Genomic DNA, 20,581 nt, shown 5'->3' with positions numbered 1-20,581 from the left:
CGGCGCTCTCCCCTTCGAAGGGGGCAGGGAACGTCGGGAGTCTAGTATCGACAGGCTCCCGGCGCGCGCACGAGAAGTTCCGTTATGGCTCGACGCCTGCAGCCGTGCGGCCGGAGCCCTCGCCTACCATCATGAAAAAAGACCCTTTCCTCTTCTGCCCGATGCGGCATCACCTCGTTTGATATTCTCCGTGAATCTTGATATCTTTCTTGGCATATCTTTCGGTATGTAGCGCTATACTATTTGAAGAATGAGAGGGCGTATGGCACGCACTGTCAAGCAGGACACGAAAGACACGGCAAAACTATTTTTTTCCGGCCGCAGCCAAGCCGTCAGACTGCCCTTGCGATATCGTATTGACAGTGCTGAAGTGTTCATCCGGAGAGATGACAGCACCGGCGATATTATTCTCTCGCGGGTGCCCAAAAATTCGTGGAAAGAATTTTGCGCTCTGGTCGATCGGACTGAACTGCCCGACGACTTTCTGAGCGATCGTGACACCAGGCCGGCAGAAGAACGGGATCGCTCGTGAGTCTGTTCCTGCTTGATACGAACATGGCGAGTTTTGCGATGAAGCGGCACTATCCGCAGGTCCGGACTCACCTTGCGAGAGCGGCCAAGAAACATGGCATCGGTATTTCTGCCGTGACGCAGGGAGAATTAATCTACGGGTTGCATCGAAAGGATGCGCCCAACGAGCTGGTTGAGCTGATCCGAGGCTTTCTCATCCGCGTGGAGGTGTTACCGTGGGATGCGCACGTGGCCGACACCTACGGGCAGGTGCGGGCCTGGTGCGCCAAGAAAGGGATTGTCTTCTCGGCCTTGGATCTGATGATTGCCGCTCATGCCATCCATCTCCGCGCCACGTTGGTCACGAACGATCAGACATTCCATCGGCTCGCGTTCCCCATGCTAAACCACACGCCATTTGAGTTGCGCATTCAAGATTGGACCAACGCGGACATCCTCTGACGAGCGGGATTCCCCCCCCCAGTGAGCCTTGGGGATTTCAGGCGGCTGGTTTCCGGCAGAGAAACCCTCGCCGATCCGGATTGTATCGCTGCGGAGATCAGGAACGAGCCCATGGCATTGAAGTGGTACCCGGGCACCGCGCTCGGGAAGAAACCTGGTCGTGCATCGGGAAGACCGCGCGGATAGATTCGTCAGAGAAAAGAATCCCGACCCCTTCGCTTGCCCCCTTGCCACTGCCCCCTGCCCCCTTACTACTCACCAATTCTAAGCCCTTCGGCCTCAGCGATCATGAGCGGGCGGCGTTGTCCAGCACCGCACACATCATAGAGAGTTCGGTGTGGTCGAAGATTTCAGCGGATCGCGTGGCGAGCGTCATTGCGAGCCAATCGACATCGGCATCGGACAAGGTGGCAGGCGGAAACGAGTGAGCGGGAGCACCTCGTTAGGCACAGGCTTTCTTGCTCGGTTCGTGTCGAATACCCAGCAACCCGTCAACTGATAGATCCTCGTCGATGAGCGGCCAACGAATGCCGTATCCCGATGGACTCACCTCAAATACGTGCTGCTGTTCCGGTGTCGATGCCGCGAGCCGATCCGACAACTCCGTGAGTGGAAAGGAAAGCCGTCTCCCGTCCACTTCAAGGCGCAATCGACCCTCTTCGACGACAACCTCTGTCACATTGTGATAGTTACCCATTCTTCTTCCTCCGCTCAAACTCATCCCACTGTTGGAGAATGTAGTCGAAATGTTCAAACACAATCTTTCTCACCTCACGCGTGTCTCGTGCAGTCATCTGATAAGAAAACGCCTCTTCAAGGTCATACCCATCCCGATCCAGCCAATACTTGCATTCCTTCTCGGCTTTGCGCACATGCACATGCGGAGGCTCATTTCCTTCGTTTGCGTAGAAAAATAAGCGCCAACCGAGAATCTGGAGAATTGTCGGCATAACCGTCCTGCGATCATCTAACGACAATGTGACATCCCCGCCCTTCCTGCAATGCCGTCACGCAACATTCCCATACTCCATGGGATGCGTCAAGCGCGGCCAGTCACGTGAGCAGAGGTTGAGAGGAGAGGTCCAGGTTGAGGGGCAGAGTGCTTGTGGTTGGAGGCCGATGGCGGAAAGCTGAGAAGTGATTTCTCGATGGGCGAATGACAATTGGCTAACGGACCGGGAGAGCTTATGCTCAGACGTCGAACCTCAAACCTCCAACGTCCTTTTCCGCTCAGCCCCGGTTGCGCTCACGACTTGCTGCATGACATCGGTCAGCTTCCTCGCCAGGACCTGGCGGTCGAAATGCGCCAGCACATAGTGTCTGCCGCTCGTGCCGAGTGCGCGACATCGCGCGGGATCTTGAGACAGTTTCAATACCTGGTCCGCGAGGTCTTTCCCATTCTCCGGCTCGATACAGACTCCCCCGCCTGACGACATCACGAGTTCGGCGCTCTCCCCTTCCACTCCCAGGATAATGGGCTTCTCCATCGCCATGCTCTCGAAGATCTTGGAGGGAATGACAGTTTTGAAGAGGTCCGATCTCTTGAGGAGGACAAGGCTCACACTCGACAGAGACCACAAGTCCGGCATGCGCTCTTTCGGCTGCTGATCAAGCATGACCACATTCTGAAGCTTCATCTCATCCCGCATGGCAAGAAGGCGGTTTCGTTCGGCGCCGTCTCCAACGAGCAGAAATACGATGTGCTTCCATTCGGCCAGTTCCCGAGCCGCTTCCAGTACCGTTTCCAGATGGTGCGCCATGCCATGGGTGCCGACGCAGGAGGCCACAAACTTCCCCTCCAGCCCCAGAAGAAAGAGAAAAGACTCCCGACCCCTTTTCTGTTCTCCCGCCTCCGACCTCTCCGAGATCGCATTGACTTCGGTCCCGAACGAACTTAGAATCGCTCACCTTCGGCATATGGAGTACGGCGAAATGGATGCTGAATCGCTCTCGCAGATTGAACGCATCGTCACAGCGGCCACGGATGGCCTGCGCCTGGAAATGGCGAAGAACACCGGTGGCCTGCGCCTGGAAATGGCCGGGATCGCCGACGGGCTGCGCCAGGAGATGGCGGAGAACACTGACGGGCTGCGCCAGGAGATGATCGGGATCGCCGGTGGCCTGCGCCTGGAAATGGGCCAGATCGAATTCCGCCTTGGTGACCGTCTTGAAGAGACCAAGCGCCACATGGGTGTTCTTGCCGAAGGGCTCCGGCACGATGTGCAGCTTGTGGCCGAAGCGGGGCAGCTCCACAGTGAACGTCTTGCAGATATTCGCAGGGAAGTCGAAATGCAGGCTCGCGAAACAAGAGCCCTGCTCCAACTCTCGTATGAGCAAATCCAGCAACGCGTTGAGATTCTGGAACGACGGGTTCAGCTTATTGAGCAGCGCCTCGGACTTTCAGTGTGACCTCTTGCCTCATCTTCGCTGTCAGGCGTTCGGCTGCTGACTGGGCACCTTCCCGGTTGCACTCACGACTTGCTGCATGACATCGGTCAGCTTCCTTGCCAGGACCTGGCGATCGAAGTGCGCCAGCACATAGTGCCTGCCGCTCGTGCCGAGGGCGCGACATCGAGTGGGATCTTGAGACAATTTCAATACCTGGTCCGCGAGGTCTTTCCCATTCTCCGGCTCGATACAGACTCCCCCGCCTGACGACATCACGAGTTCGGCGCTCTCCCCTTCCACTCCCAGGATGATGGGCTTCTCCATCGCCATGCTTTCGAAGATCTTGGAGGGAATGACCGTTTTGAAGAGGTCCGATCTCTTGAGGAGGACAAGGCTCACACTCGACAGAGACCACAAGTCCGGCATGCGGTCTTTCGGCTGCTGATCGAGCATGACCACATTCTGAAGCTTCATCTCATCCCGCATGGCAAGAAGGCGGCTTCGTTCGGCGCCGTCTCCGACGAGCAGAAATACGATGTCCTTCCATTCGGCCAATATCCGGGCGGCCTCCAAGACCGTTTCCAGATGATGCGCCATGCCATGAGTGCCGACGTATGAGGCGACGAACTTTCCCTCAAGCTTCAATTGCCGGGACAGTTCTGAGGAATCTGCCAACGGCTTTTTGTAGAGGGAAAAGTCCACGCCATTCTTGACTACCGTCACCTTCTGCTCCGGGATTCCTCTGGTCAGCATGTGGGTCTTAAAGGCGTCGGTGACGACGACCAGGTGATCCGCTTTGCGATAGGCAAAGAGTTCAAGGCCCTCAAGGATGCGGATGATCGGGCGATTGGTGATGGCGCCTACGGCGACGATCGATTCAGGCCAAAGGTCGCGAATCTCCAGGATCCAGGGGGCTCGCTTCATGCGGCTGACGAGATAGCCGGCCAGTCCGTTAAAAAACTGGGGAGATGTGGAGAGCACGACGTCACACTGTGAGAGAAACGGCGCCACGAATATCGCGGCTGCCATATACGAAAGATAATTCAGCGTCCGCTTTAGAAATCCTTCATTGGCGGTGACGTAGGTCCAGACCCGCACGACCTGAATGCCGTCACGGTTTTCCCGCTGGAAGAATTTGTTACGATAGCCTTCATAGACCGTTCCGCGCGGATGGTTCGGCGCGCAGGTCACGACCGTGACTTCGTGCCCGTCTTTGATCCACTGTTTGCAGTGTTCGTAGGTGCGGGAGGCCGGCGCGTTCACTTCAGGGGGAAAGTAATGGGAGAGAAAGAGAATACGCATGGTGTCCTTACTGGTTTAGCAACTCTGAGTCGGTCGTTTTCTGATTCGATAGCTCAGAGTCAGAGGAATGGTCCCGGAGCAGATGAAGACCATCACATCGTTTTCATATTGCCGGCCGAATTCCGGGAAATACGATCCCCTTTCCATCCGCACCTCGGTAGCCTCAACAGCCTCGATCATCGCGATGCTCTTCCCGTTTGCTTCAGTGATGCGAAAGGAGGTTCCGTTCTTCACGACATGGTAGTCCGGGTGGATATGCAAGTAGCTTTCCATCCGGTGAGCTCCGTTTCCTTCAAGCCGGTCTTCAATAATCCAGGTTTCTTCACCATCATACGTAATGGTCCGCTTGTGGATCGGCCTCCCCTGGAGCCTTGAGTATCCATTATGGGCGCCGGTGAACCAAACTGATCCATCAGGCCGCTGCTCGATCCGGGCTTCAAGCGGTCTGGCCCTCCGTGCCACGCGAAAGACTCCCCAGATTTCCGATTGCTCTTCTCCATCCACTGCTACCGTATTGTGGGCTTTGGTGCTTCGCGCATAGGCGCGTTCCTGGCTCGGTTCGTAGTCGTGCACACCGCTGTCGACGATGACTCGCCGTCCGTCAATCGCCAATTCAAAGCTGAGGGTATCGCAGTGCGCGTGCCCCGGTTGATAATCTGGGCCAATGGATCCGCAGTCGATAATGATGGCATCATCACCGTTGCGGCAGACAAAGTAGCCGCTTGCTGCGTGGCTGTGAGTCGCCAGGCTCGATGGTTTCACGGGGGGCTCATACCCGATCACCTTCTCTGCGTAGTCGAAGATGTGCTTGGGAGTGGGGGCGATTCCGAAAGCGGAATCGTTGAAAAGAGGAATCTCATTGTCGGGCAAACACACGTCGTTAAGAAAATTAAGGCTTCTCGTGATCTTCTGCGCGAATGTGGCCTGATCCTCCGGGGACAGCACCCCCTGTGAGTGCCGGGCGAGATTCAACACGTCGAGATAATCCGTCACGCAAATCGAGTGGTACATGGGGCTTCGCTCATAGTGGCCTCCGTCTGCGAGGAACTGCTCGTCCAATTCCTCTCGCAGGATCTCCATACCTTTTTTGAACCACCTGTCCGCATCCACTCCCTGGAAATACGCCCCGGCAAAGAATAGCGCCACGCCATTCTTGAGATAGTGATTGGCCAGAATGTGATACTCGATATTCTGTTCGAGCCACAGCGCTTGCAAGTAAAGACTCTTGAGCCATTCGGGTTTCAGCCCTGCATGAAGCTCCCCATTTGTGCCTCCCGCGTCTCCTGTGTTGTTCTTCAGTGAAGCCGCCGACAGCGAGAGAAAGAATTTCACCCAATTCACGATCCTGAGAGAGGCGGTGTAGGGCTCCCAGGCATCTACTGTTCCTTGAGGATTGTGCTCGATCCAGTCAGAGATCATGTGAGACTTATTTGTGAATGAGCGCTGAGGGTGCTGGAGGTAGTCAAAATAGTGCAGGTTATATCGCCAAAGCTTTGACATACCCTTGCTGGCCCAATCAATGGCACCATTGAGAAACGCTCTTTCTTGATTTAGGAACTGAAAAGAGTGATTTCTACTTTCTAGGCGAGCATGTGGAAACCATTGGCTGATTCCTGCTCCAGGGCTAATTCTGAATCCTCGTATAGCAGAAGGCTGAGTGGAAAACGCCAAAATACGCCTGAAGATCTGTGCGAGAGCTTGGTTTGGCCGCAGATGCATCAGCGTTCTCGCATAAAGGAGCAATCGTTTCATGGATGAAGCCTGGTTCAGTGGATCCATTATCTTGACATTTGTCAGTCGCAAGATCTCTTGCGTTCGAATTGAGATGGGCTGGATTTCCTAGCAAATGGTGGAGACAAGGGTGAGTGGCAAACAGTTCGTGTCTTACATCGCGGGATGCTAACCGAGCTCGTCTTATGGAAACGGGTGTTTCATCTCGATGCAATCTGAAGAAGCCATCGTCGATTGGATTGAAATCTTGGATGATCATCCGGATTTGCAATCGTTGCGTCAACTATCTCCGTGAGCATTGATTTCTCTGCTTGGCTCCGGATGCTCGCTTTTGCTTTAATCAATAATTCGAAGTCCTCAACCCCCTCACGCCAAGCTTCCCATCTTTTGCTTGATACGATCATATGCTTGCTCTCATAGATCACAGCGAAGTCTGGTCTTAGATCATCTAAATCATCCCACCCGCTGCCTGAGCGACCGGTGTCGGCGTAAGCCCAGAACCCGATTCCGTCTAATCCCCTTTGAAACGCCTTCCATGCTTGCATGCGATAGAAGCTTATGGGGCTAGCTGCTTTCCCTCCCCCTTCGGCAGTATAGGTCCAAACTGATTTGCCTAGGCCTCGCAAAATATCTACGCTAGGATTGGGAAGGTCGGATGTCAGCACTTGAAATATATCGACAAATTTCACTGCACGAAGTAGGTCGCCACTCGAGAGAGTCCCAATGGTGGTGTAGACCTGAAGCCTCGGGTCTACTGTTTTGATCAGGGTAGCTGTGTCGATCAGGATTGATGCCTCGGCCACCGTTCTTGGCTCGTCGATAGGATAGAGAGCAAACTGATCGAGGGTAAGCCCAAGAGCAGTGGCATGAGACACCCACATATTCAGCCATTTCAGAAAAACAGCTTTCCACTCTAGGCTCATGAAAATTACATTGCCATCAAACGATCTAATCCTATCATCATTAAAGTGCATAAAGAACAGGAGTGATTTATGCACGTCCTTATGATACTGAACAAAACGGTCGAATTTGTCGAAGTTTACTGTAAACGAAGTGCCACCTAGGGTTGTGAACTTAGGCCAGGGAACTTCAGAAGGATGAAGTACGAACGTGTTGGTGTGGTGCTCGGTCAGGTCCCGAACTGCTTCCGCAGGCATGTCTGCAATCGGCCGCCAATTCAAGTATGACCAAGTTACGGTATGAACATTCGGTTTTGTTGGAAGGCTAAAGGGCCATACTCGAATGTCAAGAGTTATGGATTGAGAAGAATTCTGTTTAGTTATGGGACTTAGGTGTATTTCACCTGAGTACTGGCCAGGATCTGCATTATCGGCAAAGATTGTAATCCAAAGTTGTTTCGACTCTCCAGGTAGAACCGTGATCTTGTCGTGGCTGAGCTCAATAAGCGGGTCCCCTCGAAGTGTGTTGTCAGCTAGAAGAATGGGAAGAACTTCCCTTATCAGGAATCTTATGGCGGGATTTTGCAGAGCGTTTATCCGGGTACTTACCTCTAGCGTAACTGGCTCTTTGGTGCTATTTGTTAACACATAGGCTTCTGATCCTGAGCCATTTCTCGCCAAATCAATGCGCGCACTAGTGTTAGATGCAATATATGAAGTCGGGGTATCAAGTGGCGTCTGAATAGTCCAAGGGTCTTTATGCCATAAGAGAAATGAGTCAGGAAATTGCCTGGAGATAATCTTCTGATGCAAGTTGAAGAGCATTCTCTCATTTGCCGCCGGCGATAGAGTATCCAACTTAGATGGGGTCGTGCTGATGAATTCTCTTAATTGGCCGCGAAGTTTCTCGATCTCTGAATCCCTAATTCCTGCTTGCGTGGTTGTATCGAGCAGTTGTCTAGCCATCCATTTTTGACTTCTAGTTCTTACTCCTTGCTTAAATAAGTTGGATTGAAACTCACGAAGGTTGCTTCGAGCGATTGGGTATACGAGGGTATTGGCCTCTAAAGAGCGATCTCGTTTCCCGATGACTTCAATCTCATCAGTAAATGCGTAGCGTCCTCGTGGTGTAAGTACAATTAACGCGTATCTTCCGGCGTCATTTGCTTGGCCGCAAAATCTCTTGACGAAATAATCACCGTCCGAGTGATCCTGGTTATTCAGAATATCGCCGACGTACGTGTACGTTTGTTGGTCGTTGCTCAAGAAGACATCGATCCGCTCTGGGAAGGAGACGTCCGCCTTGCTGCTGCGGGCTGTATTGACACAGACACGGTTTATCGCGGAGGTGGCGCCGAGATCAATTTCTACCGAGATCGGTCCAGAAAGCACCCACCCCATGGTGGCTTTCCTGGAGGTCCAAAAAAACCCATCAGCAAATGCTCCGTCTGTTAGTTTGCTCGTATCTCGTGGGTCTCGTGTGTACTGATACGTGGCGGCCGGGGTAAACGAATAGGTTGCGTGGAGTGCCAGATTGGCTGATTCCACATTAGAGGAGAAGGCTGCGAGCGTGCTCGTCAATGCGAGTAGCAGGGCTCCTTCTCGCCAACTCGTATTGGCCAGCCATGACATCCTATTAAGGATCCGCGAGGGTAGCCCAACATTTCTTCTTGGAAGCTGCTGTTTCATAGAATAGGACAGCCTTCTGGAGTGAAACGTCAAATACTGGTTTTGAGTTTCTGAATAAGGAACATCTGCTTTCCTCTTGGCGTAAGTTCAATCTGATCAACCGTTCGGATTGCAATGTCGAGTTCTTCCCCTACTTTGTTGCTGAATGCCTGGTATATTCTTCTCTCATCATTCTCTTTCTGAAAGTTTCCAGAGACGACTATTCGTAACTCTGCTCGGCCTGGGGCGTCTTGGTAAAACTGAAATCTTTCAACATTTGTGAAGATTTCTGAGTGCATATTGAGTGCAGTAACTGAGATCAATGCCCCATTTTTACCGATCAGCATTTCCTGCCGCCATCTCCCCTGTACCTCTGTTAGGCGGGGGAAGGCCAGCACGCCATGAGATTCGGCGGGGCCTTTGCTAAGCCGTGCGTGGTCACCAGTCCGGTACCGAAGAAGTGGCTGCGCCCGATTAAGAAAACCTGTTCCAATCAATTCCCCGTCAATTGTTTCGGCTAGGCCGTACCGAGGATCGACTAGCAAGCCTTCTGCGTGAGGGGCTGTTCCGGCAAAAATTAAGCGCTCGCTGTGTCCATAAAATGTAAAAACAGGACATCCGAAGGCTTTTTCAATTAACTCATGTTGATGTGGATAAAGTGTCTCGGATATTGCTAGAACTCCCTTTAATTTGAGCCTCATGCCCCAGCCACCCTGCAGTGCGACTTTGGCAAACAGAGTAATTGATGATGGATAGCCGTGAATGTAGCCTGGCTTAAAGTATTCAATTTCTGGCAGGATCTGAGTGACAATCGATTCGGTAAGGTGAAAAGGTGACACCTGAAGCTCCCTGTAAATCGGGTTGATCTGTGTGAACCTTCCTCGTTTCGATTGATTGAAGCTCACCCCTCGCAATCCAATCTTGCGATCGCTCGGCACGATCCCATAGCGGGCCAGAAGGTTATGCACAAAAGCCCACTCCCGCGCATAGGCATCCGAAGACATCCAAAACCCCAAGGGGACACCGGTTGTACCTCCGGTAGTTACCTTGTAACGAGATCTGGCTGGAACCGCCTCAGAAAGCATTTTCTCTCCTTGGCGTCGAATAGTTTCCTTGTCAATTGGCGGTATTGAGAGAAATTGTTCCATTGATGATAACCTTGCGGGCAAACGCAGTTCCCTGAACAGTTCCCTGTAATACGGGACGGTATTAGCTGCGAACTCCGCAATCTCAAACAAACGTTGTCGTTGGTACTCCAGCAGGCGTTCAGTAGGCCACGAATCCGAGCTTTCAAGAAACTTCAGATGGCTACGATATTGTCTTCCTAAAATGAGGCTTGGTGGAACACTGGCAAGGAGAACTTTAGCCCATGAAGGCGAATGGGTGTAAGCGTCCTTTAAGATCTTCAGGAAGAGCATCTATTCCTCCGCTCCTTGGACATCTAAACCGATCCTGGAAAAATAACGAGAGAGTACAACGTCCTTTCTGAAAGTGGAAAAGTGATACTTTGCGGCCGTTCTTTTATCTGAATATTGGACTTCTACTTTCTGCATTGCCTTAAGAACGGCCTCTCTATCAGGAAACTCTAGTAGCTCACCGCATGAAGGGGCGACCATTTCTCGAATTGTTGGTAGGTTGGTCACAATCACTGGTAATCCGACACTGAAAGCTTCGATCAAGACTCCTGGATACCCTTCTCTGGTTGAGAACAGCAGTAGGCCGTTGTATTGAGACAAGATACGGGGTACGCAAGATGGTTCAACCGTTCCCTTGTAATGAATCTGGACGCCAGGAAAAGAGTTTTGTGAGTAACCCATTAGAGGGCCATATACATCGATTGTCCAGCCTTCCGGCAAATGCCCGTCTAGGGAAAGCACTTCCTCAATCCCCTTTTCTTTTCTGACCTGGCCGAGGTAAACGAAGCGCCCTGTAAAAGTGTTTGGTGTGAGATAAGAGGAATCTGGGCGATAGTTTGGAAACCACTCTGTTCGTGGGTTGAACTCCGAGAAATATTGTGTAAGGTGCTGAGTCTCAAAGAAGTTGACATCACTTCTTCGAAGGTAGTGGCGAGTCGTCCAACGCCAGAATTTTGGCAAGGCTTCATAAAACTTGTCGAAATCTCCAGCAAACTTTCTTGTATGATACCGCAGTCCAAAAAGTAGACTGAATGCCAGAAGAATTAACCCAAGATACTGAAAATCTCTGGCTGTCCCATGAAGGGCGACAGTTTTCCCCCTCAATGCAGCTTTTATGCAACTCAGTACGAAGCGCAGTGTCATTGCCACTTGGTGGGAGTAGTTCTTAGCATTCGTGTCTATGGTTGCTACGTTCGGCATCTCTCGGCACAGGTCTTCAAACAGAACGACCACTCCCCCCATCCCCGATCTATCCTGTCTTGGCCCTGCTAGCACAATGGATGGGCGGTCACGGCGACCACGAGTTTCGCAAAGTGTCTTACCAATCATTCGAGTATTCCTCTCGTTTCTGGTAAGGGTAGTAGTTCCATGAAGAGAGAGTTCATGTTGTCTGTTTGCTCGATGATGAAAGGTGATACAGGAAAGATGTGGGGTCGATGTCGTGACGGATTACTCGGGCGGGAACTCCCACTGCGACGGAGTTCGAAGGAAGGTCTGTAATCACAACGGCATTTGCTCCAATAACTGTATGGCTTCCAATGACAACTGGACCGAGAATTTTGGCTCCTGCACCGATATACACGCCATTGCCGATGGTTGGCACACCAAGCTCAGTAACATTACCGCCTATTGAGACACATTGGTCAATATGAACATCATTACCAATGACCGCATCTCCGTGAATTACACCGCCTAACCCGCCATAGCCGATCACGACGCGTTGACCCAATGTGGAGGTATGAGGTAGCCAGCACGCGAATATAAATCGAATCATGTAGTCTATTAATTGTGGCAACAAAGGCACGTGCCGCCGAGAAAAATATGAGGCGGCTCGGTGGAAGGTCACGGCGCTTAACATGCTAAAACCTCCGCTGAAACCAATCGCCTGGGAAAAGCAAATGTGTAAGCCTCTGCCTCAAGGAGATAGCTAGAGGCAGCATCTCCCGTCGTCATATAGGGATTGTGCCGATTGGGTAGATTGCATTCATGCTCAATCAGTTCCGCCGATTCACGTCTGTCGATTGGCACAGGGTGCAGACCGTAAGCACCAGGCTAGCACATCCTCATGGTCTTGTTGCCAAGGCAGGGCTGGCCACCCTTCCGTATCGACGAGATCAAGAGTGCGATATGCTTCTCTTGTAATTCGCAATGCAAAGGTATTGGTGACCAGTATGTCCTCTTTTCATCGCTTATCTTTCTTGGAGGGTTGCAAACACTCTTGCTCGAGTGTGTTGCCACAACCTCTGGAGGTTGTGAGGCGATTCTATGAGTTTTGCCAAGGCGTATCCGAGATCCTCTGCATCGCCCGGAGTAACAAGAATCCCTGTAGTGCCGTCAGCCACCAGCTGATCGAGTGCTCCAACCCTTGATGCCACAATCGGGATACCATAGGCAGCGCCCATCATTCCGACACCGGACTGCGTAGCCGATATATAAGGAAGAACTAGGACGTCAAGATCGGCCATAAGTTGATGGAACTGCTCGTCCAGTATGAAGTCATTGTGGAATTCGACAACGCACCCCAACTTGTTCCATCTTATTTCATCAATATGCCCTCGACCGGCAATAACGATCTCAATCTGGGTAGGCTTGATACGGCCGGAATAGAGGCTTTGAGTAACTGCGTCGCAGAATACATCCAGACCTTTGTAAGGCTCTATACGTCCCAGAAATCCCAGACGAATAGGATAAGTCACATCAGTTGTAGCGATCTCGCGGCGCATGCGGCTTGCTACCCTAGACGGCAATGGATGAGGCATCTCAAGGACATTCTCGATCCGCTGAAAAATCGTTTCACGGAGTAACCGTCTGTCATGCACGTGCATGAAGACATTGGGACGTTGGTCTAAGCTTGCAGACCATAGATAATCGCGATGTTTTAGCCACCCCCCGATTTTGGAAATGCGCTCTTCATGCCACTGTGGGTCATGTAGCGTATGTATGAATGAGATACCGTGGAATTTGGTTGAGAGTGCATCAAGCAAATATGCTGTGAATGCTGATCGGTCTACGAAGTGAACTGCTGCGGGGTTAAATGCGCTGATGTGGGCAGATATCTTTCTCACCAGGCTACTCGCGGGTGGTAAGTTGAGCAGGCTGGCAATGCTTAAGGCGCGATATAAGCGCGCTCCGGTAGTCCTTGTGCCATTTATCAGAAAGCGATGCACCTCTTGAGGAAGTGTCGCTGTAAGTTCGTTGGTTGCGCAGATACCTACCTCCCATTGGCGGCGTAGTAATAGGGCCACCCACGCTCTCGCATACTCTGCCATGCCTCCATTCACATCAAACGTACCGCTCAGGACCAATAAAATCCGTTTTCTTGACACGAGTGCACTCGCGTCGGCACTAGTTCGAGCCACCCCTTCTTGTTTCCTTATTTCCAAGAGACTACCGCCTCTGGTAAATGAATGCTGCTAATTTGGCTTTGCGGTTTTGACTCGTTCCCTAGCAATCCCATGACAAAGTAGAACGTCATATTTTCGAACACCCGACTGAACGACCATGGGAACAGGGGTATTTCTGCCACGATTGCTAAGATTGGTAGAAACAAAACAATCCCTGGAGCCGTACGTATATGTTTGAAAATAAAATATGCCATCAACACAACGCCACACAGCAGGCCAATAATGCCACCGCTCAACACCAGGTGAAGGTAACTATTGTGTGCAGTGGTGATCGTCCCTGTTTCAGTCCTGACGAGAGGGTAGTCAAAGAATCCCCCCCCTAATAATAAGTCCTGCTTCTCTATCCTACTTACCGCAGCCTTCCATATCGTCGATCGACCGGTGTCTAAGGAATGTTCGTAACGATTCAAGAGCCCTTCGCTTCCGGTGAGAGCATTTGTATTGAAATATAAGTAGGCAATCATCGCTGCGAGTGCACCGAATAGGGCCATCCGTTTAACTACTTGGGTTGGAGATCCCATGGCAGTCCAAAACAGTATCCAGCCCAATACCGTTCGAGTGCCGGACATTACGCTAGTTACTAGGACAGGAATCGCAACCGTCGCGCGCATCCACCACCGTAGCTGGTTATCGACTTTCGCCAGCCAATATAGGAAAAAGGGGAGCATTATATTTGACCAGCCATATCCGCGGGCTTGAAACAGGTACTGATGCTGCAAGACTTGTGCGAGTCCCCATACCATCCCAAGGCTGATTAGCAACGATATGACAGCGGTAACTCTGGAGCCTTGAGAGAAAAACTGCGTGCCAATCAGGTAAGAGGAAATTGATGCTCCGAGGATCGCGAGGAGCTTAAGTATTCGACGCAGGTCAACTTGCTCGGGAATGGTTTGAAATACAACAGTCGATAAGAGAAAAATACATGTCAGCATACACAGCAGTGTCATCCCCCAATCCCATCGTATCCTTCGGCCCCCCCAAAGATGATAGCTTGTGAGAATTACTGCTGACGCTAAGCTTACATAAATGAGGAAGAAGCCGCGCACGTCAATCTTGTGGCTAACAATATCGGATGTAAATGGGTTGAGGATGAAAAACAGTACAATGGGGGCCAGGAATGTGAAATAAAGGACTTCTTCAATGATTGTTTTCCTGGGCAATGAATTTGATGGAGTCGTTTGTGCCATGGAGAGGGTGAGCCTATTCAAATCTCCGAGAAACTAATCGCTTCTCGATTGCGGTTGCGAGTTTCCTCGGCATAACTCCGGGGTGTTTTAAGTAGGATGTGTTCATCACCAGTTTGGAGGTCTGCGATTGACACTCGATCTCGAATAAATAGTCGATGAGAAACCCTTCAAAATAGAGCCGTCCACACATCTCGAGATCTTCGCCTTCGCCCCAGGCAATATATTTATTGTAGGGGCTTTCCTTTATCCTCCGCTTGTCAAAAAAGGTAATACCTCCGTCGGCGTAGGGCACGCGTCTACGAAAGAAATATAAGTACTCCGTCCCAAAATCTTGTGACCCGATCGCCAATGCGGGATTGGGCCTCGCAGTGTCATATGACCCCATTAACCCGAAGTCTAGGTATGGCCGTTTTTCCCCTTCATGCACGTAAACAACTCTTGGTGCGGCTACTTCAAATTGTCGGCGGTCTAACCACGAAAGGAGGTCTTTAGGATAGACAATCCTGGTGTGTGAGATAGCGACAATATCTTGGTGTGCCAGGCGATAGGCTAGATCCTTCTTTCTACAAACCATAAATCGCCCGTGATCTTCCACATCGTCTAAAATCTCATAGCGTAATGTCAGGTTTGGATACCGCGAAAATAGCCGAGCTTGCTCGTAGGCTGAGCTACCTATAATAATTACTTCGGAATTTTCAGAGGTGGCTCCTTCAATGCTTACAATGCTGTCTAGTGCTCTGAAAAGAAGAGGCTCTTCGCTCAGGTTTCCTGAGAAAACGATGCCAAACGTGATTCGACTGGTGGGAGCTAGCTGTTTTCGTTTGCGAAGTACAATTGCTCCTTCCTTGTCGCTAATCTCCACTGTATCCACGTCATCGCGCAGAACCTTCATAACTTCGTTTCGAACTTGCCAAAACGCAACCCTCCGAGTCGAGAACCCGTATCCAGATATTGGTGGGCAGTGCATTCTAAGTAGCCCGTGTTCTTTGATCAGAAAAAATCCATACTTAATGGCGTGCCTTAGGAGTCCAACCTCCTTCAACTCGCCTAAACGCAGGTAGACTTCATCATAGTATCCATGGTCGAGTCTTGCGGAATATAGGTCTTTGATTGATGAAATGACCAGATTAGGCATTCCGTGCTCTCCCCAGGGTTTTATTGACAACAAATGCATGAAACCCGGCGCTACACGCATATGCGCAGGATGTTGCTACAAGAGACATTCCCAGCTGGCGGGTTATGTGCAGCGTGCCCAGGAATGAGCCTAATACTCCTACTGTAGCTACAGTACTAATGTTTCGTAGAATGCGAAAATGTTCGCCTATCGAGACCAAGAATGTACCCATAACGTGTTGTAGCGCATTTGCGCATAGGAATGTGCCAAGTCCTACAAACATCAGAGTATCAAAGGAATATTTTCCAGAGACCCAGAAGGTCATGAAGGAATCATGTAATACCACAAACGTAAGGGTTAGGCCTGCGGCAAAACCTACGCTTAGCCATGCAGACTTGATTAGTAGTCTTTGTGCCATAGAAACGTTTCCATTGAAAAAATATTGAGTAATCGCATGTATGGTGATGTCACTCACAGCGCGCGTGATAAGAGTCATCCCGGAGTATATGCGCATCCAAACTCCAAAAATGATCACGCCTTGATAATCCAAGTATGCCGGAACTATTAAATAGCCGCCGTTGTAAAGCAATGTCTCATTAACCATGAATGCTAGGTAGTTCTTGGTATCAGGCCAATACCGACGAAATGTTTCTGATGCATGCGATACACTTAGCCCAACCAGATCTCTTAGCTCACCGTTACTCGCTCGCAGAGTCCGCCACACCACATGAGCATAAATCATCACAAATATTAGTGCCTGTGTTGTAACTGTCATGAAAAGCGAGGAATCTATGATTACTAAAGAGGTGGCAGCAATGTTTGCTCCTCGCCTTAGCAGTTCTGTCTTCTCGAAGTATTCGTACTGATCAACTGCCCTCAGAACATCCCTGAAGAAGTTTGTGCTAGTACCTGTGGCGAGGGACAAACTAAATAGTGTCACTACTGATAGGGATAGCTTATTGGGGATAGCCAGGGACAGGATCAATGTCGCAATACTGAATAAGGCAATGACAACGACAGTAAGAAGAAGGTATGAAGTCAGAATGCCCCGGAGTTTGTGAGTTTGATCGAGCCTTTGAATAAATCCTGCCCTGAGATCAGCATAGGCGGGCTTACTCAGGCCAGCATCTACAAGATTAAGGAAGACCCCATAACCAGAAATCAAAACGACAAAGGCAAGGTTCTCCGGGGTAAGGTACCGAACAAACCAATAGATTTGTACAAACCCAGATATTACTCCTAAAGATATGGTTGCGTATCGAAGTAATGCGTAACGCTTAGATATCAATGTCCAAACTCTCGTTCAGCAACTCAATGCCTCGGCAATACATCACTAGCTGTCTGCTTTGGCTGTCGGCATGCAGAGGAAGCATACTCAAGAAAAGGACGCCCTCAATCAGTTTGATTTGCCTCAAGCTATAATCTTGCGCTGCAATCGCCTGGTCAAATTCATTTCCGACGGTTTTGTGGTGCGGTTGGCTGAAAATCTCGTACGTAATAGATGATCCATCGTTCTGAACAACAAAAAGGTCATTTACGATGAAGTCATAGAGCCCACAGACAGAGTGTCTGAGTTTCGCTAGGTCATAACGGATATCTCCACCAGGCCCGTTCCCCCAGCTTCCGCGCGGGTCCAGCAGTCTGATAATACCCCCGTTCACGTCATACAGAATGTTCGAAAAGCAGAAGTCACCGTGGATTAGGCAATTATATTCTTCCGAGTACAGGCTGCTAAGATGGGACATTACCTCGCTCCGAATCTTTCGCCAATTCTTGTAAGTTCTGCCGTTGATGGTGACTTCATCCTCTTCAAGGATTTGTGCAAATGTTGGGTTAGTAGAGATTAAAAGGCGAATGCGTTCGTCTGTTTTTCTCTGGTACATTCCAACGTACGCTTCTGGCTTAACGAATGCTGGGACTTCTCGAAATAATTTCAGGATGCGCAAGAGCCGGTTGAGCAGTGAAATGAGACTTCTTACTTCAAGAGAGGAGAACAACCAAATCTCAGCTACTGACTGGTAGCTATAGTACTCCATGGTGATGAATGGATGTTTGGAGTAAATCTCATAATTTACTATGCGGGGGAACAGAATTTTAAGCTTGGGTGGGAGTTCAAGCTGCCAGCGAATTTCCTCAACAAACTTTGCTATGTCCTGACTTCGCTTAGTGACCGTCCCGAGCAAATTGTCAAATTCCAGTGAATTAAAGAAGCGAGCAGCAAGCATTTCTTTCTTTGCAGACTGGTATTTATCTATGTGCCCAAAATCAAGCCAAGTGCTGGTTTCTTGTGCAGTAACCCTGGCTGATTGAGTTCTGAAGGTGAGAAGGTCAGAAATCTGCGTGCGCTTTGTCTGTGGTCGCAGTCCCTCAAAGCTGCTGACGTCAGAAAAGTAGTAAATTCCGACGAGGACATTCTTGGGGGCTTGATGAGGTTCTTTATCGTAAAATCTACTGATCGTTCTTGTTTCTGGATCTATCTCGGCAGTGCACCATCGCTCTGAACTTTCGATGTCCTGTGACACCAAGACGGTGTCGACGTCACAGAAGTCTGTTGCGGTGAATTTTACGTAAGAGTCAGCTAAGTTAACGACAGCTGCCCCTTTACCAATTTCTTTGAAGACAGTGAGAAGGGTATCTCCTGGTCCCTTATTTGCGTCGGCCTTCACAAAATGCAGGCTCGCTTTCCGACTGAAGTATGTTCTCGTGATGCGCTCAAGATAATCGGCCTGTAGGCCGACACCAATAAATATATCGGTGATGTGATTTTCGAGAAAGTGCTCGATTATGAAAAAGAGTATAGGTTTCCCGTTTATTGGCACAAGTCCAGTCGGTATTTCGCCGAACAGTGGGACCAAGCTCGAGTCGACTCTGCCTGCAGTCAGAATTACGCCGTTCATTTTAGCCAGCCCTTTGCAGTTTCTATATCCTCCGGCGTTCCTAGTGGAATGAATTCGTCAACAGGGTCAAGCACGAATTTCCTGCCAGATTGAATTAGGGCATTGTACATTGGCGCAATATAGAACTCAGAACCTGTTGTGATGCCTCGGTCTATAGCCTCACTCGCCACTGTGACGAAGTCGCTGCCTTTGGTGAAGTGATAAAATCCTGTAAGCGCATTATCGGAAATTCGGACTTTCTCGGTCGTTCGCGTTACGAAACCAGTCTCGTTAGTTTCTGCAAAGCTCCACTTCACTCCAAGAGCATACGCAGAGCCAAGGAAGCCGTCATACCTAGGTATCTTTCCACTTAACAGGTCGCGCTGTCTGTGTGATTTGTAGTATGTATCTATGTTGAAAATGACTAAGTCATCGGATGTATCGATATAGCGTCGACACACTAGAACAGTCTCAGCCTGGCCTCTGGTTACTGCAGGGACAGTGAGCAGCTCAAATTTCCGATCTCCGAGTGCTTTCGATATTACGGTGGAGAGATCGTATTGGACTACATGGTCACGAAGGGCTACAAAATAAATTTCATCTGCAAGATCTAGCGGTAAGCCTGAAAGACTATGCTCGAGAAGGCTCTTCCCGGATACCTCAATTAGGTATTTCGGTCGTTGATGGCCAGCGTTTGTAAATCGTGAGCCGGCACCAGCCATTGGTATCACGATCTTTAGCATGAGTGCTTTCCACTTTGCATTTTACGATTCTCTGCCGATAGCCCGAATGTTGACCCGTCTCCATTAATCGCTTCCCAACCTGTAAAGCGGTGAGCATTATCATCAAGATATACATCAGCCCATGGCTTCCCAAATGTGATTTCGTCATACGGGATTTCATAGCGATGTAACCAGTCGAGAGTTGCTTTCCCCTGTCTCGCTAGGACCGCACCTACGTTTCCGTTACACGTCTTCATATGTCTCGCGGTGAAGATAATAATGTAATGGCCACTTGCTTTTAGTTGCTTCAGCTTCTCGATAGCCCCAGGTACCGGTTTTAATTCACCATAGCTCTGACCCGGTTCTCGAAGCTGCGTAATGACACCGTCAAGGTCGATACAGATGCGCATAAAAACTCCTATGAGCTAGTTCAAATTCTGTTGACGCCGGACAACGGCGAATGGGTACATGGCACATATGATTAACTGCATCGCCCTATGTCTGATTTCAAGGTTTGGATTTCGATCAGCGACTCTATAAATGAGTAGTAGATCTTGTGATCCGCATTGGCCATCATGCTTCATTAGCCAAACCCGCGATCCGAGTCAATCTATAATCCGAATCCACAAACATTGGGAAGGTCTTGCAATCGCACATTTCCCCCTTCTTCTTCGACCGACCTGGCGTATTACCGATGGCAATTTAGGTCTTCGGTATTGAAAGGTCTTTTACTATCTCGCCAGTACTCGTTCAAGAGTCTCCACGATCCGCGCTGCCGCCTTGCCGTCCCATTTCGATGGGATCGCGCCTTTCTTCCACTGCCCTGCCATTAATCGCGCTAAGGCCGGAGGCAGTTTGCTCGGATCGGTCCCGATGAGTTCGTTTGTTCCGATGGTGATGGTCTCCGGGCGTTCGGTGTTGTCGCGCAGAGTTAGGCATGGGATGCCGAGCACCGTTGTCTCCTCAGTAATGCCGCCTGAATCGGTAATCACGCCTTTGGCGTGTTTCACCAGATAGTTGAATTCCAGGTAGCCCAGCGGGTCGACGTAGTTGAGTTGCGGGGTCTTGCTGTCGAGGTCGCGCAGGTTCTTGGCCGTCCTGGGATGGACCGGGAACACCACCGGCAAGCCGCGCGTGCCTTCGGCAATGGCTTGCAAGAGTCGCAGTAACTGCTGCTCCCCA

General features: G+C 50.3%; 20 protein-coding genes. 3 read left to right on the top strand and 17 right to left on the bottom strand.

All coding sequences use genetic code 11. The features are described 5' to 3' along the window. Window positions 1-262 precede the first annotated feature (262 nt). Entirely contained in the window at window positions 263-532 is a 270-nt protein-coding gene (locus tag Q8N04_09925; GenBank protein MDP3090986.1) for a hypothetical protein, read from the top strand. Then, entirely contained in the window at window positions 529-972 is a 444-nt protein-coding gene (locus Q8N04_09920; GenBank protein ID MDP3090985.1) for a type II toxin-antitoxin system VapC family toxin, read from the top strand. The genes Q8N04_09925 and Q8N04_09920 overlap by 4 nt, the downstream gene beginning before the upstream one ends. Window positions 973-1,414: 442 nt before the next feature. Here the strand turns inward: Q8N04_09920 and Q8N04_09915 are convergent, their stop codons facing one another. From Q8N04_09915 to Q8N04_09905, 3 genes are all read right to left on the bottom strand, one after another. Beyond that, complete coding sequence (locus Q8N04_09915; protein MDP3090984.1) at window positions 1,415-1,669, bottom strand: DUF2442 domain-containing protein; 255 nt, start codon at window positions 1,667-1,669, stop codon at window positions 1,415-1,417. After that, on the bottom strand, window positions 1,662-1,922 hold the full coding sequence (locus tag Q8N04_09910; GenBank protein MDP3090983.1) for a DUF4160 domain-containing protein: 261 nt from the start codon (window positions 1,920-1,922) through the stop codon (window positions 1,662-1,664). The genes Q8N04_09915 and Q8N04_09910 overlap by 8 nt, the downstream gene beginning before the upstream one ends. A 255-nt stretch (window positions 1,923-2,177) precedes the next feature. Next, window positions 2,178-2,759, bottom strand: a complete 582-nt coding sequence (locus Q8N04_09905) for a glycosyltransferase family 4 protein (GenBank protein MDP3090982.1) — start codon at window positions 2,757-2,759, stop codon at window positions 2,178-2,180. A 145-nt stretch (window positions 2,760-2,904) separates the two neighbouring features. Between Q8N04_09905 and Q8N04_09900 the strand changes: the two genes are divergently transcribed. Further along, on the top strand, window positions 2,905-3,381 hold the full coding sequence (locus tag Q8N04_09900; protein MDP3090981.1) for a hypothetical protein: 477 nt from the start codon (window positions 2,905-2,907) through the stop codon (window positions 3,379-3,381). Between the two features lie 21 nt (window positions 3,382-3,402). Here Q8N04_09900 and Q8N04_09895 read toward each other — a convergent pair whose 3' ends face one another. The 14 genes from Q8N04_09895 to Q8N04_09830 form a co-directional block, all read right to left on the bottom strand. Further along, window positions 3,403-4,662 carry a glycosyltransferase family 4 protein gene (locus tag Q8N04_09895; GenBank protein ID MDP3090980.1) on the bottom strand — a complete coding sequence of 420 codons (1,260 nt, stop codon included), beginning with the start codon at window positions 4,660-4,662 and terminating at the stop codon, window positions 3,403-3,405. Between the two features lie 15 nt (window positions 4,663-4,677). Beyond that, window positions 4,678-6,381: an alginate lyase family protein gene (locus tag Q8N04_09890; protein MDP3090979.1), complete on the bottom strand. Its 1,704-nt coding sequence runs from the start codon at window positions 6,379-6,381 to the stop codon at window positions 4,678-4,680. Window positions 6,382-6,593: 212 nt separating this feature from the next. Next, window positions 6,594-8,981, bottom strand: a complete 2,388-nt coding sequence (locus Q8N04_09885; protein ID MDP3090978.1) for a hypothetical protein — start codon at window positions 8,979-8,981, stop codon at window positions 6,594-6,596. 29 nt (window positions 8,982-9,010) lie between these two features. Further along, window positions 9,011-10,378 (bottom strand): hypothetical protein, encoded by a 1,368-nt coding sequence (locus Q8N04_09880; GenBank protein ID MDP3090977.1) that lies wholly within the window; start codon window positions 10,376-10,378, stop codon window positions 9,011-9,013. Further along, on the bottom strand, window positions 10,379-11,425 hold the full coding sequence (locus Q8N04_09875) for a glycosyltransferase (protein ID MDP3090976.1): 1,047 nt from the start codon (window positions 11,423-11,425) through the stop codon (window positions 10,379-10,381). It abuts the gene before it with no gap. 52 nt (window positions 11,426-11,477) lie between these two features. Continuing rightward, window positions 11,478-11,954, bottom strand: coding sequence for a serine acetyltransferase (locus Q8N04_09870; GenBank protein MDP3090975.1), 477 nt, complete (start codon window positions 11,952-11,954; stop codon window positions 11,478-11,480). A 331-nt stretch (window positions 11,955-12,285) separates the two neighbouring features. Beyond that, window positions 12,286-13,365 carry a glycosyltransferase gene (locus Q8N04_09865; GenBank protein MDP3090974.1) on the bottom strand — a complete coding sequence of 360 codons (1,080 nt, stop codon included), beginning with the start codon at window positions 13,363-13,365 and terminating at the stop codon, window positions 12,286-12,288. A 104-nt stretch (window positions 13,366-13,469) separates the two neighbouring features. Beyond that, on the bottom strand, window positions 13,470-14,687 hold the full coding sequence (locus tag Q8N04_09860; protein ID MDP3090973.1) for a hypothetical protein: 1,218 nt from the start codon (window positions 14,685-14,687) through the stop codon (window positions 13,470-13,472). A gap of 13 nt (window positions 14,688-14,700) precedes the next feature. After that, window positions 14,701-15,822, bottom strand: coding sequence for a hypothetical protein (locus tag Q8N04_09855; GenBank protein MDP3090972.1), 1,122 nt, complete (start codon window positions 15,820-15,822; stop codon window positions 14,701-14,703). Next, on the bottom strand, window positions 15,815-17,089 hold the full coding sequence (locus tag Q8N04_09850; protein MDP3090971.1) for a hypothetical protein: 1,275 nt from the start codon (window positions 17,087-17,089) through the stop codon (window positions 15,815-15,817). Before Q8N04_09850 ends, Q8N04_09855 begins: the two co-directional genes overlap by 8 nt. Beyond that, window positions 17,079-18,698 (bottom strand): sugar phosphate nucleotidyltransferase, encoded by a 1,620-nt coding sequence (locus tag Q8N04_09845; GenBank protein MDP3090970.1) that lies wholly within the window; start codon window positions 18,696-18,698, stop codon window positions 17,079-17,081. Before Q8N04_09845 ends, Q8N04_09850 begins: the two co-directional genes overlap by 11 nt. Beyond that, window positions 18,695-19,420 (bottom strand): glycosyltransferase family 2 protein, encoded by a 726-nt coding sequence (locus Q8N04_09840; GenBank protein MDP3090969.1) that lies wholly within the window; start codon window positions 19,418-19,420, stop codon window positions 18,695-18,697. Before Q8N04_09840 ends, Q8N04_09845 begins: the two co-directional genes overlap by 4 nt. Then, entirely contained in the window at window positions 19,414-19,809 is a 396-nt protein-coding gene (locus Q8N04_09835; protein ID MDP3090968.1) for a hypothetical protein, read from the bottom strand. The genes Q8N04_09840 and Q8N04_09835 overlap by 7 nt, the downstream gene beginning before the upstream one ends. A 321-nt stretch (window positions 19,810-20,130) precedes the next feature. After that, the coding region (locus Q8N04_09830; protein MDP3090967.1) for a UDP-N-acetylglucosamine 2-epimerase at window positions 20,131-20,581 on the bottom strand (451 nt) is incomplete at its 5' end.

The sequence above is a fragment of the Nitrospira sp. genome (genome assembly GCA_030692565.1).
Lineage (GTDB): Bacteria > Nitrospirota > Nitrospiria > Nitrospirales > Nitrospiraceae > Nitrospira_D.
Note: the sequence above shows the minus strand (reverse complement) of the source record. Positions and strands in the feature narration are given on the sequence as shown.

What these genes read in the sequence shown, in the direction of transcription:
- Q8N04_09925 (MDP3090986.1), top strand. Translation starts at nt 263, where the DNA reads ATGGCACGCACTGTCAAGCAGGACACGAAAGACACGGCAAAACTATTT.
- Q8N04_09915 (MDP3090984.1), bottom strand. Translation starts at nt 1,669, where the DNA reads ATGGGTAACTATCACAATGTGACAGAGGTTGTCGTCGAAGAGGGTCGA.
- Q8N04_09910 (MDP3090983.1), bottom strand. Translation starts at nt 1,922, where the DNA reads ATGCCGACAATTCTCCAGATTCTCGGTTGGCGCTTATTTTTCTACGCA.
- Q8N04_09900 (MDP3090981.1), top strand. Translation starts at nt 2,905, where the DNA reads ATGGATGCTGAATCGCTCTCGCAGATTGAACGCATCGTCACAGCGGCC.
- Q8N04_09895 (MDP3090980.1), bottom strand. Translation starts at nt 4,662, where the DNA reads ATGCGTATTCTCTTTCTCTCCCATTACTTTCCCCCTGAAGTGAACGCG.
- Q8N04_09890 (MDP3090979.1), bottom strand. Translation starts at nt 6,381, where the DNA reads ATGCATCTGCGGCCAAACCAAGCTCTCGCACAGATCTTCAGGCGTATT.
- Q8N04_09885 (MDP3090978.1), bottom strand. Translation starts at nt 8,981, where the DNA reads ATGAAACAGCAGCTTCCAAGAAGAAATGTTGGGCTACCCTCGCGGATC.
- Q8N04_09880 (MDP3090977.1), bottom strand. Translation starts at nt 10,378, where the DNA reads ATGCTCTTCCTGAAGATCTTAAAGGACGCTTACACCCATTCGCCTTCA.
- Q8N04_09875 (MDP3090976.1), bottom strand. Translation starts at nt 11,425, where the DNA reads ATGATTGGTAAGACACTTTGCGAAACTCGTGGTCGCCGTGACCGCCCA.
- Q8N04_09870 (MDP3090975.1), bottom strand. Translation starts at nt 11,954, where the DNA reads ATGTTAAGCGCCGTGACCTTCCACCGAGCCGCCTCATATTTTTCTCGG.
- Q8N04_09865 (MDP3090974.1), bottom strand. Translation starts at nt 13,365, where the DNA reads ATGGCAGAGTATGCGAGAGCGTGGGTGGCCCTATTACTACGCCGCCAA.
- Q8N04_09860 (MDP3090973.1), bottom strand. Translation starts at nt 14,687, where the DNA reads ATGGCACAAACGACTCCATCAAATTCATTGCCCAGGAAAACAATCATT.
- Q8N04_09855 (MDP3090972.1), bottom strand. Translation starts at nt 15,822, where the DNA reads ATGCCTAATCTGGTCATTTCATCAATCAAAGACCTATATTCCGCAAGA.
- Q8N04_09845 (MDP3090970.1), bottom strand. Translation starts at nt 18,698, where the DNA reads ATGAACGGCGTAATTCTGACTGCAGGCAGAGTCGACTCGAGCTTGGTC.
- Q8N04_09840 (MDP3090969.1), bottom strand. Translation starts at nt 19,420, where the DNA reads ATGCTAAAGATCGTGATACCAATGGCTGGTGCCGGCTCACGATTTACA.
- Q8N04_09835 (MDP3090968.1), bottom strand. Translation starts at nt 19,809, where the DNA reads ATGCGCATCTGTATCGACCTTGACGGTGTCATTACGCAGCTTCGAGAA.